This window comes from Streptomyces sp. CS113, from assembly GCF_002188365.1.
In the GTDB taxonomy this organism is placed as follows: domain Bacteria; phylum Actinomycetota; class Actinomycetes; order Streptomycetales; family Streptomycetaceae; genus Streptomyces; species Streptomyces tendae.
The window spans coordinates 6,375,078-6,394,719 of sequence record NZ_KZ195574.1 but is presented as its reverse complement, the minus strand read 5'-3'; the positions used below and the strand labels follow the sequence as shown (position 1 = coordinate 6,394,719).

The 19,642-nt window shown below is 70.6% G+C and carries 16 protein-coding genes; 1 reads left to right on the top strand and 15 read right to left on the bottom strand.

Annotation, left to right across the window (positions count from 1 at the left end):
• Window positions 1-44 precede the first annotated feature (44 nt).
• Together lspA and B9W62_RS28665 are read right to left on the bottom strand one after the other, a co-directional pair.
• Window positions 45-650, bottom strand: coding sequence for a signal peptidase II (gene lspA, locus B9W62_RS28670; protein ID WP_087809856.1), 606 nt, complete (start codon window positions 648-650; stop codon window positions 45-47).
• Between the two features lie 68 nt (window positions 651-718).
• A complete protein-coding gene (locus tag B9W62_RS28665) occupies window positions 719-1,483 on the bottom strand; it encodes a TraR/DksA family transcriptional regulator (protein WP_087809855.1) in 765 nt (254 codons plus the stop codon).
• A 550-nt stretch (window positions 1,484-2,033) separates the two neighbouring features.
• Between B9W62_RS28665 and ileS the strand changes: the two genes are divergently transcribed.
• Window positions 2,034-5,180, top strand: coding sequence for an isoleucine--tRNA ligase (ileS, locus tag B9W62_RS28655; protein WP_087809854.1), 3,147 nt, complete (start codon window positions 2,034-2,036; stop codon window positions 5,178-5,180).
• A gap of 161 nt (window positions 5,181-5,341) precedes the next feature.
• Here the strand turns inward: ileS and divIVA are convergent, their stop codons facing one another.
• The 13 genes from divIVA to B9W62_RS28585 all read right to left on the bottom strand — a co-directional run bounded on the left by divIVA (window position 5,342) and on the right by B9W62_RS28585 (window position 19,551).
• Window positions 5,342-6,553: an apical growth/hyphal branching protein DivIVA gene (divIVA, locus tag B9W62_RS28650; protein ID WP_087809853.1), complete on the bottom strand. Its 1,212-nt coding sequence runs from the start codon at window positions 6,551-6,553 to the stop codon at window positions 5,342-5,344.
• 55 nt (window positions 6,554-6,608) lie between these two features.
• Window positions 6,609-6,893 carry a YggT family protein gene (locus B9W62_RS28645; RefSeq protein WP_007448661.1) on the bottom strand — a complete coding sequence of 95 codons (285 nt, stop codon included), beginning with the start codon at window positions 6,891-6,893 and terminating at the stop codon, window positions 6,609-6,611.
• An 81-nt stretch (window positions 6,894-6,974) separates the two neighbouring features.
• A complete protein-coding gene (locus B9W62_RS28640; RefSeq protein WP_059299077.1) occupies window positions 6,975-7,616 on the bottom strand; it encodes a cell division protein SepF in 642 nt (213 codons plus the stop codon).
• Window positions 7,617-7,744: 128 nt separating this feature from the next.
• Entirely contained in the window at window positions 7,745-8,464 is a 720-nt protein-coding gene (locus B9W62_RS28635; RefSeq protein WP_087809852.1) for a YggS family pyridoxal phosphate-dependent enzyme, read from the bottom strand.
• A gap of 6 nt (window positions 8,465-8,470) precedes the next feature.
• Entirely contained in the window at window positions 8,471-9,199 is a 729-nt protein-coding gene (gene pgeF, locus B9W62_RS28630; protein ID WP_087809851.1) for a peptidoglycan editing factor PgeF, read from the bottom strand.
• Window positions 9,196-10,395, bottom strand: a complete 1,200-nt coding sequence (gene ftsZ / locus B9W62_RS28625) for a cell division protein FtsZ (protein WP_087809850.1) — start codon at window positions 10,393-10,395, stop codon at window positions 9,196-9,198. The genes pgeF and ftsZ overlap by 4 nt, the downstream gene beginning before the upstream one ends.
• A 288-nt stretch (window positions 10,396-10,683) precedes the next feature.
• Window positions 10,684-11,478 (bottom strand): cell division protein FtsQ, encoded by a 795-nt coding sequence (gene ftsQ / locus B9W62_RS28615; RefSeq protein WP_087809848.1) that lies wholly within the window; start codon window positions 11,476-11,478, stop codon window positions 10,684-10,686.
• Between the two features lie 23 nt (window positions 11,479-11,501).
• Window positions 11,502-12,596: an undecaprenyldiphospho-muramoylpentapeptide beta-N-acetylglucosaminyltransferase gene (gene murG / locus B9W62_RS28610; RefSeq protein WP_087809847.1), complete on the bottom strand. Its 1,095-nt coding sequence runs from the start codon at window positions 12,594-12,596 to the stop codon at window positions 11,502-11,504.
• 6 nt (window positions 12,597-12,602) lie between these two features.
• Window positions 12,603-13,973, bottom strand: coding sequence for a putative lipid II flippase FtsW (ftsW, locus tag B9W62_RS28605; RefSeq protein ID WP_087809846.1), 1,371 nt, complete (start codon window positions 13,971-13,973; stop codon window positions 12,603-12,605).
• 77 nt (window positions 13,974-14,050) lie between these two features.
• Window positions 14,051-15,466, bottom strand: a complete 1,416-nt coding sequence (murD, locus tag B9W62_RS28600; protein WP_087812151.1) for a UDP-N-acetylmuramoyl-L-alanine--D-glutamate ligase — start codon at window positions 15,464-15,466, stop codon at window positions 14,051-14,053.
• 8 nt (window positions 15,467-15,474) lie between these two features.
• The gene (gene mraY, locus B9W62_RS28595; RefSeq protein ID WP_087809845.1) at window positions 15,475-16,566 is read right to left on the bottom strand and encodes a phospho-N-acetylmuramoyl-pentapeptide-transferase; all 1,092 of its coding nucleotides are present in this window, start codon (window positions 16,564-16,566) and stop codon (window positions 15,475-15,477) included.
• Entirely contained in the window at window positions 16,566-17,981 is a 1,416-nt protein-coding gene (gene murF, locus B9W62_RS28590; RefSeq protein WP_087809844.1) for a UDP-N-acetylmuramoyl-tripeptide--D-alanyl-D-alanine ligase, read from the bottom strand. The genes mraY and murF overlap by 1 nt, the downstream gene beginning before the upstream one ends.
• Before the next feature lie 49 nt (window positions 17,982-18,030).
• Window positions 18,031-19,551, bottom strand: a complete 1,521-nt coding sequence (locus B9W62_RS28585) for a UDP-N-acetylmuramoyl-L-alanyl-D-glutamate--2,6-diaminopimelate ligase (protein ID WP_087809843.1) — start codon at window positions 19,549-19,551, stop codon at window positions 18,031-18,033.
• Between the last annotated feature and the right edge of the window lie 91 nt (window positions 19,552-19,642).

Genomic DNA, 19,642 nt, shown 5'->3' with positions numbered 1-19,642 from the left:
GAACGCGCGCTCAGTCCCGGTGCCCGCTCAGTCCCGGTGCCCGCTCAGTCCTTGTGGACGGTCCCGTCCGGGTCCAGGCCCCGGAAGGAGAGGATCACGATCAGGATGCCGCCGCAGACGATCGCCGAGTCGGCGAGGTTGAAGACGGCGAAGTGCTTGGGCGCGATGAAGTCCACGACCGCGCCCTCGAAGACGCCGGGAGCACGGAAGATCCGGTCGGTGAGGTTGCCGAGGGCACCGCCGAGCAGCAGGCCGAGCGCGATCGCCCAGGGCAGGCTGTGCAGCTTGCGCGCGAGGCGGGCGATCACGACGATCACGGCAGCGGCGATCACCGTGAAGATGATCGTGAACGCCTCACCGAAGCCGAAGGCCGCGCCCGCGTTGCGGATCGCGGCGAACCGCAGCCAGTCGCCGATGATCTCGATCGGCTCGTGGTGCTCCAGCTTGGCGACCACCAGCATCTTGCTGCCCAGGTCGAGCAGGTACGCGAACAGGGCGACCGCGAACAGCACGGCGACCCGCCGCTTGCCCCGAGGGCGCTCAGGAGCCTGCTCCTGCTTCTGCTCCTGCTCGGCGTCGGGCCGCTCCTGCCCGTCCCCCGCCGCGTCCGGGGTGTCCGGAGTACCGATGATGCGCTCCGCCTCTGCCACGTGAGTCCCTCAGCCTAGGTCCTTGACTGAGCACGAGGGTACGGCACGCTTCCCGTCCCGGCTGCGGCTCAGTACCGGCGCTCCTGCTTCTGCTTGCACTCGACGCACAGGGTGGCCCGCGGGAAGGCCTGCATCCGCGCCTTGCCGATCGGCTTGCCGCAGTTCTCGCACAGGCCGTAGGTGCCCGCGTCCAGGCGGTCCAGGGCACGCTCGGTCTGGGTGAGCACCTCGCGCGCGGTGGCGGCCAGCGCCAGCTCGTGCTCGCGGGTGATGTTCTTGCTGCCGGTGTCGGCCTCGTCGTCGCCGGCGCCGTCGCCGGAGTCCCGCATCATGCCCTGGAGCGACCGCTCGGAGGTGTCGATCTCGGTGCGCAGCCGGTCGGCCTCGGACTGGAGCTCGCCGCGCGCCTCCTCGACCTCCTGCGGGGTCCAGGGTTCCTCGCCGGGGCGTACCGCCAGGTCGCCGGCGTCCGCAGCGGTGCCGCGGGCCTTGGGAACAGCGGTCTTGGCCGCCGTGGCCGTGCCAGGAGTCTTCTTCGCAACCACCGTCGTGGCTCCCGTCTGCTCCGCGGCCTCGGCCGCGCCCACTTTCTTGGCCGTGCTCTTCTTCGCCGTGCTGCTCTTCGCCGTGCTCTTCTTCGCCGTGCCACCGCTCGCCGCGGTCTTCTTCGCCGCGCCACCGCTCGCCGCGGTCTTCTTCGCCGCGGTCTTCTTCGCCGGGGTTCTCTTCGCCGGGTCCTTCTCTGCCGCCGCCTTCTCCTCCGGGTCCGGCACCGCGGTGCTCTCCGCGGCGGTGCTCCGTTTCGCGGCCGTCGTCTTCTTCTTCGCCACCATGGCCGCGGCCCCTTCACATATTGTGATCTTGCGCGCGAATCGTGCTGGGACGATAAATCGACTCCGGTCCCGCGGCAACGGGGCACGCCGCCCGACTCGCCCGCCCGCCGTGCGCCGCCCGGCGAGCATGCATGCGTTGTGCCCAGCTCCCCGCCCGGTAATCCGCCCAAGCGGCTCCCGCCGGGCCGTCCGGGAGCCGGGCCCCGGACGGCGGCATTCGGGTCACGCCCAAATGGGTCGGCCACGGCCCGCGCGGCGCCGTACACTGGGCGGAGCGAAAAGCGTGGATGGGGACGAGTAGCGGCGTCAGCAGCCCAGAGCGACCCGGGGACGGTGTGAGCCCGGGGGCGAGCGCGACGTGAAGATCACCCCGGAGCCGCCGGAAGAAAGCCGTGGCCGGACAGCCGCGGCGAGTAGAACCGGCTCGCGACCCCAATGAGGGGGCTCGCCGGAGCACACGACGCACCGGCCGGGCCAAGGAGGGTGGTACCGCGGGAGCACGGCTCTCGTCCCTCCGACGGAAGGCAGCACGTCCGCCGGAGGAAGCCCGTTGAATACGCAGCCGCAGTACCGCCAGGTGCCCGCCCAGGTCGACCTGCCCGCGCTCGAACACGCGGTGCTCGACTTCTGGCGCGAGCAGAAGATCTTCGCCAAGAGCCTGGAGCAGTCCGAGGGCCGCCCCGAGTGGGTGTTCTACGAGGGCCCGCCCACCGCCAACGGCATGCCCGGCGCCCACCACATCGAGGCGCGGGTCTTCAAGGACGTCTTCCCCCGCTTCCGCACCATGCGCGGCTACCACGTGGGCCGCAAGGCCGGCTGGGACTGCCACGGCCTGCCGGTGGAGCTGGCCGTCGAGAAGGAGCTGGGCTTCTCCGGCAAGCAGGACATCGAGGCGTACGGCATCGCCGAGTTCAACGCGAAGTGCCGCGAGTCGGTGACCCGCCACACCGACGCCTTCGAAGAGCTCACGACCCGCATGGGCTACTGGGCCGACCTCCAGGACCCGTACCGCACGATGGACCCGGAGTACATCGAGTCCGTCTGGTGGTCGCTGAAGGAGATCTTCAACAAGGGCCTGCTGGTCCAGGACCACCGCGTCGCCCCCTGGTGCCCCCGCTGCGGCACCGGCCTGTCCGACCACGAGCTGGCCCAGGGCTACGAGACGGTCGTCGACCCGTCCGTCTACGTCCGCTTCCCGCTCACCTCCGGCCCGCTGGCCGGCGAGGCCGCGCTGGTCGTCTGGACGACGACCCCGTGGACCCTGGTCTCCAACACCGCCGTCGCCGCGCACCCGGACGTCACCTACGTCGTCGCGACCAACGGCGAGGAGAAGCTCGTCGTCGCCGAGCCGCTGCTGGAGAAGGCCCTCGGCGAGGGCTGGGAGACCACCGGGCAGTCCTTCACCGGCGCCGAGATGGAGCGCTGGACGTACCAGCGCCCGTTCGAGCTGGTGGAGTTCCCGGAGCCCGCGCACTACGTGGTGAACGCGGACTACGTCACCACCGAGGACGGCACCGGCCTCGTCCACCAGTCCCCCGCCTTCGGTGAGGACGACCTCAAGGTCTGCCGCGCGTACGGACTGCCCGTGGTGAACCCGGTCCGCCCGGACGGCACCTTCGAGGAGGACGTCCCGCTGGTCGGCGGCGTCTTCTTCAAGAAGGCCGACGAGAAGCTGACCGAGGACCTGGACACCCGGGGCCTGCTCTTCAAGCACATCCCGTACGAGCACAGCTACCCGCACTGCTGGCGCTGCCACACGGCCCTGCTCTACTACGCGCAGCCGTCCTGGTACATCCGCACCACCGCCGTCAAGGACCGCCTCCTCCAGGAGAACGAGAAGACCAACTGGTTCCCGGAGGCGGTCAAGCACGGCCGGTACGGCGACTGGCTGAACAACAACATCGACTGGGCCCTGTCCCGCAACCGCTACTGGGGCACCCCGCTGCCCATCTGGCGCTGCGCGGAGGACCACCTCACGGTCGTCGGCTCCCGCGCGGAGCTGACCGAGCTGTCCGGCACCGACCAGTCGGCCCTGGACCCGCACCGCCCGTTCATCGACGACGTGACCTTCACCTGCACCCACGAGGGCTGCTCCCTCGAAGCGGTGCGCGTACCGGAGGTCATCGACGCCTGGTACGACTCGGGTTCGATGCCGTTCGCGCAGTGGGGCTACCCGTACAAGAACAAGGAGCTGTTCGAGAGCCGCTACCCGGCGCAGTTCATCTCCGAGGCCATCGACCAGACCCGCGGCTGGTTCTACACGCTGATGGCGGTCGGCACCCTGGTCTTCGACAAGTCGTCCTACGAGAACGTGGTCTGCCTCGGCCACATCCTCGCCGAGGACGGCCGCAAGATGTCCAAGCACCTGGGCAACATCCTCCAGCCGATCCCGCTGATGGACCAGCACGGCGCCGACGCCGTCCGTTGGTTCATGGCGGCCGGCGGCTCCCCGTGGGCGGCCCGCCGGGTGGGCCACGGCACCATCCAGGAGGTCGTCCGCAAGACGCTCCTCACCTACTGGAACACGGTCGCCTTCCAGGCCCTGTACGCCCGCACCACGGGCTGGGCCCCGAGCGAGGCCGACCCGGCCCCGGCCGACCGCCCGGTGCTGGACCGCTGGCTGCTCTCCGAGCTGCACGCGCTGACCGACCAGGTCACCCAGGCACTGGACGCCTACGACACCCAGCGGGCCGGCAAGCTGCTGTCCGCCTTCGTCGACGACCTGTCCAACTGGTACGTGCGCCGCTCCCGCCGCCGCTTCTGGCAGGGCGACAAGGCGGCGCTGCGCACGCTGCACGAGGTCGTCACGACCGTCACCCAGCTGATGGCTCCGCTGACCCCGTTCATCACCGAGCGGGTCTGGCAGGACCTGGTCGTTCCGGTCACCCCGGGCGCGCCCGAGTCGGTGCACCTGTCCTCGTGGCCGGAGGCGGACCTCACGGCCATCGACCCGGAGCTGTCGAAGCAGATGGTCCTGGTCCGCCGCCTGGTCGAGCTGGGCCGTGCCACCCGCGCGGAGTCCGGCGTCAAGACCCGGCAGCCGCTCAGCCGCGCGCTGATCGCGGTGGCGGGCTTCGACGCCCTCTCCCCCGAGCTGCACTCGCAGATCACGGAGGAGCTGAACGTGGCGTCCCTCGCCTCGCTCAGCGAGGTCGGCGGCTCCCTGGTCGACACGACCGCGAAGGCCAACTTCCGGGCGCTGGGCAAGCGGTTCGGCAAGCGCGTCCAGGACGTGGCGAAGGCCGTCGCCGCCGCGGACGCCGCCGCGCTGTCCCTCGCCCTGCGCGAGGGCACGGCGTCGGTGGAGGTCGACGGCGAGACCGTCACCCTCGCCCCCGACGAGGTGATCATCACGGAGACGCCGCGCGAGGGCTGGTCGGTCGCCTCCGACTCGGGCGCGACGGTGGCGCTGGACCTGGAGATCACGGAGGAGCTGCGCCGGGCCGGTCTCGCGCGGGACGCGATCCGCCTGATCCAGGAGGCCCGCAAGAACAGCGGCCTCGACGTCGCCGACCGGATCGCCCTGCGCTGGACGGCCACGGACCCGGCGACGATCGCGGCCCTGACCGACCACGCGGGCCTGATCGCCGACGAGGTCCTGGCGACGGACTTCGCCCAGGGCGAGGCGGACGACACGTACGGGGCGCCGTTCACGGACGAGGGCCTGTCCCTCTCGTTCCGCCTGCGCAAGCAGTAGCCGAGGGAAGACGACGAGGGCCCGCGTCCGGGGGATGCGGGCCCTCCGCCGTAGCCGCGGGCCGTCGTGCCTCATCCGCGCACACGGCACAAGGGCGGGCCCCGGGTTCAGAAACCCGGGGCCCGCCCTGAACGTTGCCGAAGGCTACGCCGTACTACAGATCAGTTGTCGTCCTCGTCGATCAGGAACCCGCGCATCGGCGAGGGCGCCTGCCCCATCGGCGACGGCCCCTGGGGCCGCACCGGTGCCATCGGCTGGGTCATCGCCGGCGACATCTGCTGCTGACCGCCGTAGGACGGACCGGACTGGCCCGGACCGCTGCCCATCGACTGGTTGCCGCCGTAGGACGGGGCACTCGCGCCGGCCGGTGCCATCGAGGGCGCCGGGGACGGCGGCAGAGAGGCCGTCGCGGGGGTACGCGGCGGGGCGAGCGAGTCGTCGGCCTGGGTCTCCAACTGGCGCAGCTGCGACTCCAGGTAGGACTTCAGCCGCGTGCGGTACTCGCGCTCGAAGCCGCGCAGGTCCTCGACCTTGCGCTCCAGCGTGGCGCGAGCGGACTCCAGGGAGCCCATCGCGACGCGGTGCTTCTCCTGCGCGTCCCGCTCCAGGGCGTCCGCCTTGGCACGGGCGTCCCGCTCCAGACCCTCGGCACGCGAACGGGCCTCGCCGACGATCTTGTTGGCCTCGGAACGGGCCTCGGCGATCGCCTGGTCGGCGGTCTGCTGGGCCAGCGAGAGCACGCGGGCGGCGCTGTCGCCGCCGGGGCCACCCTGGCCGGGCATGCCACCGGGGCCGCCGGGGCCGCCGTGACCCTGCGGGCCGCCCATGGGGCCGCCCATCGGACCGGGACCCATCTGGCCCTGCATCGGACCCGGGCCCTGGCCCATCGGCCCCGGACCCTGACCCATCGGGCCGGGACCCTGCGGGCCACCCTGTCCGCCGGGGCCGGCGGGCAGCTGCGGGGCACCGCTCGGCAGCTGGGGCGGACCACCCATGGGGCCACCCATCTGCTGCTGCGGCGGGCCCGATATGCCGGCGGGCACCGGAGCGCCGGGACCTCGCATGCCCTGCTGCGGCATACCGCCCTGCTGCGGGTGCCCCTGCTGGTGCGGCGGCTGCCCCTGCTGCGGCGGACCCTGCTGCTGCTGATCCTGCGGAGGTTCCGGAGGCTTGCGCATGTTCTGCTGGTTCTGCGCGGCCGCACGCGTCGCCGCGGCCAGCTTGGCGCGCAGGTCCTCGTTCTCGCGGAGCAGCCGGGTCAGTTCGGCTTCGACCTCGTCGAGGAAGGCATCGACCTCGTCCTCGTCATAGCCTTCTCGGAGGCGGACGGTCGTGAACTGCTTGTTCCGCACGTCCTCGGGGGTCAACGGCATCTCTTCACCTCAACGTTGTCGTCGGCATTCGGCAAGCCCGTATCTCTCTCATCGATCACAGCCGGCTCACGATCGAGATCAGGATGTAGACGATGATCATCAGTACGAAGAAGGACAGGTCGAGCGCCACGCCCCCGAGACGCAGCGGCGGGATGAACCGCCGCAGAAGCTTCAACGGTGGATCGGTGACAGTGTAGGTGGCCTCCAGAACGACCACCATCGCCTTGCCGGGTTGCCACGAGCGGGCGAACTGGAAGACGTAGTCCATGACCAACCGGAAGATGAGCACGATGAGGAAGCACATCAGCGCGATGTAGACGACATCCAGGACCACGCTCATGACCTGTGCTTCCCTCTCCCCTGAACCATCTCTCGGACCCTTCCTCGGGCCCGTGGTCTTGCTCTGTACCGGTGGTGCGTCTCAGCTCTGGTTGAAGAACCCGCCCTCTGCGATGCGGGCCTTGTCCTCCGCCGTGACATCGACGTTAGCAGGAGACAGCAGGAACACCTTCTGCGTCACCCGCTCGATACTGCCGTGAAGACCAAACACCAAACCGGCCGCAAAGTCGACAAGTCGCTTCGCATCTGTGTCATCCATCTCAGTGAGATTCATGATCACCGGCGTGCCCTCACGGAAGTGTTCCCCGATGGTACGGGCCTCGTTGTAGGTCCGGGGGTGAAGTGTGGTGATCCGGTAGGGCTCTCGTTCGGACACGACCTTGGGCATGATGACCGGTGCGCTCTTTTCCAGGCTTGCGCGTTCTTGTGTGATGGACGCCACGGGCGCGATGCGCGCCGGACGACCGGATTCCGCCGCGAGCGAAGCGGAACGGGGCATCGGCTCGCGCTGCGCGGGCGGTTGTACGACTCGTACCTCTTCGTCCCTTTGGGGCTGATGCGCACCATGTGACTGGTGCGCCGGTTCGTGGCGCCGGTGATCCCGCTCGGGTTCCGGGTCCAGTTCGGGTTCGAAGTCGTCGTCGGGGTCGAACCCCCGGCCGTCGTACCCATCGTCCTCCACGAGGCCGAGGTAGACCGCCATCTTGCGCATCGCGCCGGCCATGCTCCGAGTCCTCCGCTCTGTGGTGGATCTGCTGACGACTCCAAGTGCCTGCGATCCACGAGGTCGTTACTTCCGCCTTTCGGCGGTAATGACCATATTTTCTGCTGTGGTCCGACTTCTTGGCGACGTTACCCGAGCCTGGGGCGGACTCCGAGTACCGCAGTGCCGACGCGTACATGTGTCGCTCCGGCGGCCACGGCCTGTTCGAGGTCCGCACTCATCCCTGCGGAGACCATGTTCGCAGCCGGATGGGTTCGGCGCACGCGGGTCGACAAATCCATGAGGTGCTCGAACGCGGCCTGTTGGCGTCCCGCGTACGCGCCGGTGAGCGGAGCCACCGTCATCAGTCCGTCGAACCGCAGCCCGTCCGATCCGGCGACCAGGTCGGCCAACTCTTCGATTCCCGCGGGCGAGACGCCGCCGCGCTCCCCGCGCGCGCTCTCCCCCGCGTCGAGCGCGACCTGGAGGAGACAGCCCAGCTCGCGGCCGGCCCGTACGGCCTCCTTCGACAGGGCCGTGACCAGGCGGGCCCGGTCGACCGACTGCACGACATCCGCGTAACCGACCACGGACCGCACCTTGTTGGTCTGCAACTGGCCGACGAAATGCCACGAAAGCGGCAGATCCGAGCAGGCGGCGGCCTTGGGCGCGGCGTCCTGGTCGCGGTTCTCCGCGACGTGGCGCACCCCGAGTTCCGAGAGAATGCGCACATCGTCCGCGGGGTAGGTCTTGGTGACCACGATGAGGGTCACGTCCTGGCGCGGGCGGCCCGCGGCCGCGCAGGCGGCGGTGATGCGCTCTTCCACTTTCGCCAGGTTCGCGGCGAGTTCGTGCTTACGGTCCGTCATGCCCCATCAGTCCAGCCACACATAGCCCGCGAGCCGCCCGGTGGTGCGGTCGCGTCGGTACGAGAAGTGGTCCGCCGACTCCCGGGTGCACACCGGCGACTGCGCCCGGTCGCGCACCCCGAGGCGCTCGAGCTGCGCGAGCACACCGGCGCTCACGTCGACCGCCGGTGTGCCCCAGCTCGTCTCGGCGTACGCCGCCGGTTCGACGGCGGCCACCTCGGCGCGCATCTCCTCGGGCACCTCGTAGCACCGGCCGCACACGGCGGGTCCGGTGCGGGCGACGATCCTGGCGGGGTCCGCACCGAGTTCGGCCATGGCCCGTACGGCGGCCGGGACGACCCCGGCGACCAGGCCGGGCCGGCCCGCGTGCGCCGCGGCGGCGATGCCGGAGACCGGGTCGGCGAGCAGGACGGGCACGCAGTCGGCGGTGAGGACGGCGAGGGCGAGACCGCCTTCGGCGGTGACGACCGCGTCGACCCGCGGAACCGGGGCGTCGCCCCAGGGGCCGTCGACGACTGCGACGTCGGCGCCGTGCACCTGGTTCATCCAGACCACCCGGGCCGGGTCGACGCCCAGCGACTTGGCCGCCAGCTCCCGGTTGGCCGTCACGGCGGCGGGGTCGTCACCGACGGCTCCGCCGAGGTTGAGCTCCTCGTACGGAACGGCGCTCACTCCGCCCCACCGGTCGGTGAAGCCGAAGTGCGCGCCGTTCACGGTGTCGCGCTGTCCTATCACTTCAGGAAGTCCGGCACGTCCAGTTCCTCGGCCGCGCTGTCCGAGTAGGTCCGCGACGGCGGAACCGGCGGCGGGGAGACGGGCAGGTCGGCGACCGGCTCCGGCGCGGGCGCCTGCTCCGGCTCCTCCTTGGGCTTGACGCTGCCGAGCGAGCCGAAGGACGGGCGGCTCTCGGTCTGCCGGGCCGGGGTGGGCTCCTCGCGCTTGGCCGAGGAGGACCCGAGGACGTTGTCCCGCTTGGACGGCGGCTGGCCCCCGTCGAAGCCGGCCGCGATCACGGTGACCCGCACCTCGTCGCCGAGGGCGTCGTCGATGACCGCGCCGAAGATGATGTTGGCCTCGGGGTGAGCGGCCTCGCTGACCAGCTGGGCGGCCTCGTTGATCTCGAACAGGCCGAGGTCGGAGCCGCCGGAGATGGAGAGCAGCACGCCCCGGGCGCCGTCGATGGACGCCTCGAGCAGCGGCGAGGAGATCGCCATCTCGGCGGCGGCCACCGCGCGGTCGTCGCCGCGGGCCGAGCCGATGCCCATGAGGGCCGAACCGGCCTCGGACATGACCGACTTCACGTCGGCGAAGTCCAGGTTGATCAGGCCGGGGGTGGTGATGAGGTCGGTGATGCCCTGCACACCGGACAGCAGCACCTGGTCGGCGGACTTGAACGCGTCGAGCACGCTGACCTGGCGGTCCGAGATGGACAGCAGCCGGTCGTTGGGGATGACGATGAGGGTGTCGACCTCTTCGCGGAGCTCGGCGATGCCGTCTTCGGCCTGGTTGGCCCGGCGCCGTCCCTCGAAGGTGAACGGGCGGGTGACCACGCCGATGGTGAGGGCGCCCAGCGAGCGGGCGATGTTGGCCACGACGGGCGCGCCGCCGGTGCCGGTGCCGCCGCCTTCACCGGCGGTCACGAAGACCATGTCGGCCCCCTTGAGGACCTCCTCGATCTCCTCGCGGTGGTCCTCGGCGGCCTTGCGGCCGACGGCCGGGTTGGCTCCGGCGCCGAGTCCGCGGGTGAGTTCGCGGCCGACGTCGAGCTTGACGTCGGCGTCGCTCATCAACAGCGCCTGCGCGTCGGTGTTGATGGCGATGAACTCGACGCCCTTGAGACCGACCTCGATCATCCGGTTGATGGCATTGACACCACCGCCGCCGACACCGATGACTTTGATGACTGCGAGGTAGTTCTGCGGTGCTGCCACGTCGAAGGCCTCTCGCCTCGAGTTACGTGTCGCCCGACCGCCGAAGCACTGATGCCCCCGCGACCCGACGACTGATGCCGATTGGGACGGTCCGTAGCGCCGACCCGAACCCTAACGCTGAAGTTTAGGGTTACCAGTGTGTCTGTTCCTTGGACTCTTCCGAACAGGACACTAAGTCGACAAGTGGCGCACGTTCAACGAACACGCCGAACCTCCCGTTTTTCTTTTCACCCTATGTGATCAGCCGTAGCGCTGCCCAACCAGGGTGCTGGCCTGCACGTATACCCGTCAACTCCCGGATGACGCGGGGGCGGTGGGAACGCTCACGTCGAAGTGCCGCGCATCGGGCGTCGCTTTCATCAGCGCGGTGAGCGCGCGGGCTTTGCGCACGCTCTGCTCACCGCTTCCCCACGACACGGTCCGCTCGCCGCTCAACTCCAGCGAGATGTCGTCGTAGGAACGGACCTTGACGACCCGTGTGTCCCGGGCGACCTTGGCCGGGAGGCGGCCGGCCACCCGCACCGCCTCGCGCACCAGGCGGTCGTCGTCGAAGCGGCGCAGGCTCGCCGCGGCGGAACCGGAACGGGCGGGTTCCAATTCCAGCGCGGGTACGCCTTTCGGGGCCTTGGAAACCGTCGCGAAACGGACGCCTTCCTCGTCCACTTCCACGAAGTTTCGGCCCTTTTGAGCAATCAGGACCGGCGTACGCTCGGTCACTTTCAGTCCGATTCCGTGCGGCCAGGAACGCTCCACGTCGACCTCGTCAATGCGGGGCAATTTCCGGCGAAGTCGGGCCTCGACCGCCTCGGTGTCGACCGAGATCAGCGGGTCCCCGACCGGCACGTCGGCGGCCTCGCGCACCTGCGCGGGCGTCAGGACGCGTGTTCCCGAGACCGACACCTGTTCCAGGCGGGTCCAGTTCGAGCCGTAGAGCACCCAGACGGTGCCGCCCGTGACGAGCACGAGCGCCACCGCGAGGATGATGATCGTACGAAGGCGGGGCGGGCGGAACCGGCGCACCCGGGGCGGGCCGGACGACTCCTGCTGCCGTGCACCCCGCTCGGCGGTGGTCGATCCGGCCACGCTCCCCTGCCTTCCGTCAGTGTCTAGCGGTGCGCACGGGCGGCGATCGCCTCGTACACCATGCCGACGAGGAGGTCGTCGGCGTCCCGGCGGCCGAACTCGGCGGCGGCGCGGGACATCTCATACAGCCGGTGCGGGTCGGCGAGCACGGGCAGGACGTTCTGCTGGAGCCACTCGGGCGTGAGTTCCGCGTCGTCGACCAGCAGCCCGCCGCCGGCCTTGACCACCGGCTGGGCGTTGAGCCGCTGTTCGCCGTTGCCGATGGGCAGCGGGACGTAGGCGGCCGGGAGCCCGACGGCGGAGAGTTCGGCGACGGTCATCGCGCCCGCGCGGCAGAGCATCATGTCGGCGGCGGCGTACGCGAGGTCCATCCGGTCCAGATAACTTACCGGGATGTACGGGGGCATCCCCGGCATCTGGTGGACCTGCGGCAGTTCGTTCTTGGGTCCGACCGCGTGCAGGATCTGGATGCCGGCCTGCTGGAGCCAGGGTGCGACCTGCTGCACCACCTCGTTGAGCCGCCGGGCGCCCTGCGAACCGCCGGTGACCAGCAGCGTCGGCAGGTTGGGGTCGAGCCCGAACATCGCGCGGGCCTCGGGGCGCGCGGCGGCGCGGTCGAGGGTGGCGATGGAGCGGCGCAGCGGGATGCCGATGTAGCGGGAGTTGCGCAGCTTGCTGTCGGGAGTGGAGACGGCGACCTGGGCGGCGTAACGCGATCCGATCTTGTTGGCCAGGCCGGGGCGGGCGTTGGCCTCGTGGACGACGATCGGCACGCCGAGCCGCTTGGCCGCGAGGTAGGCGGGCAGCGCCACGTAGCCGCCGAAGCCGGCCACGGCGTCCGCCTTGGTGCGCTCCAGGATCTGCTCGGCGGCCTTGATGGTGCCGCGCAGCCGGCCCGGGACGGTGATCAGCTCGGGGGTGGGCTTGCGCGGCAGCGGCACGGCCGGGATCAGCGCCAGCTCGTAACCCCGCTCGGGCACCAGGCGGGTCTCCAGGCCGCGTTCCGTGCCCAGGGCCGTGATCCCCACGGTCGGATCCTGCCTGCGCAGGGCGTCCGCGAGGGCGAGCGCGGGCTCGATGTGGCCCGCGGTTCCTCCGCCGGCGAGTACGACATGCACCGAAATTCACCGCTCTCCGGACGAACGCGCCTTCGAGGCGCGCCGTCGCATCGTGTTCCAACTCCCGGGTCTCCGCTTGGCCGCGGGTCCCCCGGCTCCCCGCTTTCTACCAAAGCGAGGTTGCCGCAACGCAAGCGCCGCCCGCGCACCGGGTTCATCACGCGCGAACGCGATCAGCAGACCGATGGCGAACATGGTCGGCAACAGGGCGGAGCCCCCGTAGGAGAACAGCGGGAGCGGGACGCCGGCGATCGGCAGCAGCCCGAGGACCGCACCGATGTTGATCACGGCCTGGGCCGTGATCCAGGTGGTCACGCCTCCCGCGGCATACCTCACGAAGGGGTCCTCCGTGCGTCCGGCCACGCGGATACCCGCATAGCCTAGAGCCGCGAAGAGGGCGAGCACGGACAGCGTCCCCGCCAGGCCCAGTTCCTCACCGGTGACGGCGAAGATGAAGTCGGTGTGGGCCTCGGGCAGTTGGCCCCATTTCTCCACACTGGCACCGAGCCCGGAGCCGAACAGTCCGCCCGAGGCGAGGGCGTAGATGCCGTGCACGGCCTGCCAGCAGGAGTCGCCGGGGCCCGGGTCGGTGGCGCCGAGGCAGTTGAGCCGGGCCATGCGGTTCGCGCTGGTCTTGATGAGGATGAAGCCGAGCAGCAGGGCGATCGAGAGCACGCCGGCGAACAGCCGGGTGGGCGCGCCGGCCAGCCACAGCAGACCGAACAGGATCGCGGTGAGGATGATCGCGGTGCCCATGTCGCCGCCGATCATGATCAGCCCGAGCAGCATGAACGCGGCGGGCACCAGCGGCACCAGCATGTGCTTCCACTGGGTCAGCAGCTTCTTGTCGTGCTTGCGGGCGAGCAGGTCCGCGCCCCACAGCACCAGGGCCAGCTTGCCGAACTCGCTGGGCTGGATCTGGAAGGAGCCGCCCAGCGCGATCCAGTTCTGGTTGCCGTTGACCGCGACTCCTATCCCCGGCACCTGGACGAGGATCATCAGGAAGACGGCACCGGCGAGGATCGGGTAGGCCAGCGCCCGGTGCAGTTTCACCGGCATTCTCATGGCGGCGACCAGCAGCCCCCCGCCGATCAGCGCCGCGAGGGCCTGCTTGCGGAAGAAGTACGAGCCGGGCAGCGAGAGCTGGAGCGCGGTGATCTGGGACGCCGAGTAGACCATCACCAGGCCGAGCACGGTGATCAGCAGACTGCCGCCGAAAATCAGGTAGTACGCGGTCAGTGGCCGGTCCCAGGCCCGGCGCAGCCGGTGGTAGAGGCGGAGCGCGCCGTTCTCGTGCGGCGGCCCCGGTGTGGCGGGTCGCCTGACGGACCGCTGTACGGGCGGACGTCCGGTGCGGCTCTGGGGACTACCGGGCATCGCGGCCTCCGCTGTACGTCGGCATGGACCGTCCCACGCGTCCTCCCGAGTTCACCCGGCGGCAGGAGGCGGCCGGGTCAGGCGCCGAGTTCGCGAACGGCCTGCGCGAACGCGTCACCGCGCTGGTTGTAGTTGGTGAACATGTCCATGGAGGCACAGGCCGGTGCCAGCAGCACCGTGTCACCGGGCCGGGCGAGCCGCCGCGCCTCCTGGACGGCCTGGAGCATCGCACCAGTGTCGGTCCGGTCGAGGTCGACCACGGGTACTTCGGGCGCGTGTCGCGCCAGGGCTTCGCGGATCAGGGCGCGGTCGGCGCCGATGAGGACGGCACCGCGCAGCCGCTTCGCCGCGCCCGCGACCAACTCGTCGAAGGTCGCGCCCTTCGCCAGCCCGCCGGCGATCCACACGATCGACTCGTAGGCCGCCAAGGAGGCCTCGGTGGCGTGGGTGTTGGTGGCCTTGGAGTCGTCCACGTAGGCCACGCCGTCCACGTCGGCGACGTGTGCGATGCGGTGGGCGTCCGGGGTGAAGGCGCGCAGCCCGTCGCGTACGGCGGCGGCGGAGACGCCGAAGGCGCGGGCGAGGCCCGCGGCGGCAAGGGCGTTGGCGATGTTGTGCGGCGCCGGCGGGTTCACGTCGGAGACCTCGGCCAGTTCCTGGGCGTTCTTGTGCCGGTCCTCGACGAAGGCGCGGTCGACCAGGATGCCTTCCACGACGCCGAGTTGGGAGGGACCGGGGGTGCCCAGGGTGAAGCCGATCGCACGGCAGCCCTCCTCGACGTCGGCGCCGCGGACCAGGTCCTCGGTGGCCTTGTCCGCGACGTTGTAGACGCAGGCGATCCGGTTGCCCTCGTAGATACGGCCCTTGTCGGCGGCGTACGCCTCCATCGAGCCGTGCCAGTCGAGGTGGTCCGGGGCGAGGTTGAGGACGGCGGCGGAGTGGGCGCGCAGCGAGGGCGCCCAGTGGAGCTGGTAGCTGGACAGCTCCACGGCGAGGACGTCGTACTCCTCCTCGCCGGTGACCGCGTCCAGCAGGGAGACGCCGATGTTGCCGACGGCGGCGGTGCGCAGCCCGGCCGCCTTCAGGATCGAGGCGAGCATCTGGACGGTGGTGGTCTTGCCGTTGGTGCCGGTGACCGCCAGCCAGGGTGCGGGCTCCCGGCCGTCCAGACCGCGCAGCCGCCAGGCCAGTTCCACGTCGCCCCAGACCGGGACACCGGCCCGCTCGGCCGCCGTGAACAGGGGCTTGGTGGGCTTCCAGCCGGGGGCGGTGACGATCAGTTCGGTGCCCTCGGGGAGGGTGTCCCCGTCGCCCAGGCGCACGGTGACGCCGAGCGCCTCCAGTTGGGCCGCCTGCGCCCGGGCGCGCTCGTCGTCGCCGTCGTTGACGACCGTGACGTGCGCGCCGAGTCCGTGCAGGACCTTGGCCGCCGGGACGCCGGAGACGCCGAGTCCGGCGACGGTGACGTGCTTGCCGGTGAATTCCGAAGGCACCGAGGAGGTCACTTGTCCGTTGCCCATCCCGCGTAGAAGAGGCCGAGTCCGACGATCACACAGATGCCCTGGATGATCCAGAAGCGGACCACGACAAGGACCTCGGACCAGCCTTTGAGTTCGAAGTGGTGCTGGAGTGGCGCCATCCGGAAGACCCGCTTGCCGGTGAGGCGGAAGGAGCCGACCTGGATGACCACCGACATGGTGATCAGGACGAACAGGCCGCCGAGGATGGCCATCAGCAGTTCGGTGCGCGAGCAGATCGCCAGACCCGCGAGCACACCGCCGAGCGCGAGCGAACCGGTGTCGCCCATGAAGATCTTGGCCGGCGAGGTGTTCCACCACAGGAAGCCGAGGCAGGAACCCATCAGCGCGGAGGCGACCACCGCGAGGTCGAGCGGGTCTCTCACCTCGTAGCAGGCGCCCGGGTTGGTCAGGGTCAGCGCGTTGGCGCAGGACTCCTGGAACTGCCAGACGCCGATGAAGGTGTACGCGCCGAAGACGAGGACGGAGGCGCCGGTGGCCAGGCCGTCCAGGCCGTCGGTGAGGTTCACGCCGTTCGACATCGCGAGGATCATGAACAGCGCCCAGACGACGAACAGCACCGGGCCGATGGTCCAGCCGAAGTCGGTGATGAACGACAGCTTCGTGGAGGCCGGGGTGTTGCCCCGGTTGTCCGCGAATTGCAGCGAGAGCACGGCGAAGGCGATGCCGACGGTGAGCTGGCCGATCATCTTCGCCCGGGCCCGCAGGCCCAGCGAACGCCGTTTGACGATCTTGATGTAGTCGTCGAGGAAGCCGACCAGGCCCATGCCCACCATCAGGCCGATCACCAGCAGACCGGAGAAGGTCGGCCCCGCGTCGATGTCGGGGTCCAGATAGCCGGTGATGCCCTTGGCGAGGAAGTACGCGGCGACCGTCGCCAGGATGAAGGCGATACCACCCATGGTCGGCGTACCGCGCTTGCTGGCGTGCTCGCGCGGTCCGTCGTCGCGGATGTACTGGCCGTAGCCCTTGCGGGCCAGGAGCTTGATCAGCAGCGGGGTGCCGACCAGCGTGAGGAAGAGGCCAATGACTCCTGCGAACAGGATCTGCTTCATCATCGGGCGGCAACCTCACCCTCGGCGCCGGTCTCGAGGAGCGCCGTGGCGACACCCTCAAGACCCACCGAACGGGACGCCTTCACGAGCACGACGTCTCCTGGGCGCAACTCGCTGCGCAACAGGTCGACCGCCGCCTGTGCGTCGGACACGTGCACCGACTCCTCACCCCACGAACCCTCGTTATATGCGCCCAGTTGCAGCCATTGGGCTTCCCTGCCCCCGACCGCGACGAGCTTGCTGACGTTGAGCCGGACGGCGAGCCGTCCGACCGCGTCGTGCTCGGCGAGCGCCTCGTCCCCGAGCTCGGCCATCTTGCCGAGCACCGCCCACGTACGGCGCCCCTTTCCCATGGCGACGAGCGCACGCAGCGCGGCCTTCATGGACTCGGGGTTCGCGTTGTAGGCGTCGTTGACGACCGTCACGCCGTCCGGGCGCTCGGTGACCTCCATCCGCCAGCGGGAGAGGGAGCCCGCCTCGGAGAGCGCGGTGGCGATCTCGTCTGCGGACATGCCCAACTCGTGGGCGACGGCGGCCGCGGCGAGCGCGTTCGACACGTGGTGCTCACCGTACAGGCGCATGGTCACATCGCTTGCACCGGAGGGTGTGTGAAGGCTGAAGGAAGGCTGTCCGGTGTCCGTGAGTCGCACGTTCTCGGCGCGAACGTCCGCTTCGCCGGACTCTCCGAAAAGGATCACCTTCGCCTTCGTTCGGGAGGCCATGGCCCGTACGAGCGGGTCGTCCGCGTTGAGGATCGCGGCGCCGCCCTCCTCGGCCGGCGGCAGGGCCTCGACGAGTTCGCCCTTGGCCTGGGCGATCTGCTCCCGGCCGCCGAACTCGCCGATGTGCGCGGAGCCGACGTTGAGGACCGCGCCGATCTTCGGCGGGGTGAGTTCGGTGAGGTACCGGATGTGGCCGATGCCGCGGGCGCCCATCTCCAGGACGAGGAACTTCGTCTCGTCGGTGGCGGTGAGCGCGGTGAGCGGCAGCCCCACCTCGTTGTTCATGGAACCGGGCGTGAAGACCGTGGGCGCCTTGCGGCGCAGGACCTGGGCGATCAGGTCCTTGGTGCTGGTCTTGCCGGCCGACCCGGTGAGGGCCACGAGGGTGGTGCCGAGGCGCCGCACGACGTGCCGGGCGAGGGCGCCCAGGGCGGCCTGGACGTCGTCCACGACGATCGCGGGCACGCCGACGGGGCGGGAGCCGAGGACGGCCACCGCTCCCGCTTCGACGACCTGCGCGGCGAAGTCGTGGCCGTCCACCCGTTCGCCGACGAAGGCGACGAAGAGGCTGCCGGGCCCCGCTTCCCGGGAGTCCCGGACGACCGGCCCGGTGACCTCGGCGGACGCGTCCGGTATGTCGTGCATCCGCCCGCCGACGACTTCTGCGATCTCGGCGAGTGAGAGGGTGATCACAAGTTCGTCCCTTGGATCAGGATCAGGATCGGCTGGATCATTCGGGATCTCATCCCTGGGCTTTCTTGATGGCTTCGCTGAGCACCTGGCGGTCGTCGAAGGGACGGACGACCCCGGCGATGTCCTGGCCCTGCTCGTGGCCCTTGCCCGCCACCAGCACCGTGTCGCCGGGCTCGGCCCGGGCGACGGCGGCGGTGATCGCGGCGGCCCGGTCCTCGAAGACCTGCACCTCGCCGCGCTCGTGCGCGGGCACGGACGCCGCGCCCTGGAGCATGGTGGCGAGGATCGCGAGGGGGTCCTCGGAGCGGGGGTTGTCGGAGGTCAGTACGGCGGTGTCGGCGAACCGGGCCACGGCGGCGCCCATCGGCTCCCGCTTGGTGGTGTCCCGGTCGCCGCCGCAGCCGAGCACCACGTGCAGCCTGCCCTCGGTGACCTTGCGCAGGGCCCGCAGGACGGACTCGACGGCGTCGGTCTTGTGGGCGTAGTCGACCACCGCGAAGAAGGGCTGGCCCTCGTCCACGCGCTCGAGGCGGCCCGGCACGCCCGGTACGGCGGCGACACCGTCGGCGGCGCTCTGCGGGTCGAGTCCGGCGGCGGCCAGGGCGACGATCGCGGCGAGGGTGTTCGCCACGTTGAACGGCCCGGCCAGCGGCGACTTGGCGGCGATCCGCTCGCCCTTCGGCCCGAGGACGGTGAACGTCGAGTCCAGCGGGCCGACCTCGACCTCGTCGGCGCGCCAGTCGGCGTCCGGGTGGCCCTCGGCGGAGTAGGTGACGACCGGGACGGTGGCCTCGTTGGCGAGGCGCCGCCCGTACTCGTCGTCCACGTTGACCACGCCGAGCCTGCTGCGCTTCGGGGTGAAGAGCTGCGCCTTGGCCTGGAAGTAGTCCTCCATGCCGGAGTGGAACTCCATGTGCTCCGGGCTGAGGTTGGTGAAGACGGCGATGTCGAAGACGCAGGCGTCGACGCGGCCGAGCACCAGGGCGTGGCTGGAGACCTCCATCGCGACCGCCTCGGTGCCGCGCTCGCGCATCACCGCGAACAGCGCCTGGAGGTCGGTGGCCTCGGGCGTGGTCCGCTCGGACTTGATGCGCTCGTCGCCGATGCGCATCTCGACCGTGCCGATCAGGCCGGTGGACTTCGCCGTGCGCAGGCCGCCCTCGACGAGATAGGCGGTGGTGGTCTTGCCGGAGGTGCCGGTGATGCCGATCTGGAGCAGGTCGCGGCCCGGGTGGCCGTAGATCGTGGCCGCCAGCTCGCCCATCCGCGCGCGCGGGTCGTCGACGACGAGCGCCGGCAGCCCGGCGGCGGCGGCACGCTCCGCGCCGGCCGGGTCGGTCAGCACGGCGGCCGCGCCGAGACCGGCGGCCTGGGTGACGAAGTCGGCGCCGTGCAGGCGGGCTCCGGGGAGGGCGGCGTACAGGTCACCGGGGCGGACGGCGCGCGAGTCGTGGGTGATCCCCGTGATCTCGGCGGAGCCGTCCGGCGCGGCGGCACCCAGCTGATCGGCGAGTTCCGCGAGGGGTGTGGCGGAGATCCGCACCGGCCGGGGCGGTCCCGGGTATGTCACGGGGTGGCCCTTCTGGGTGGTTTGGGACTGATCAGGGTGTGGCACGGCGGTGAGCGTACCGGGAGTACCCGCTTCCCGGCGAAGCGAGGGC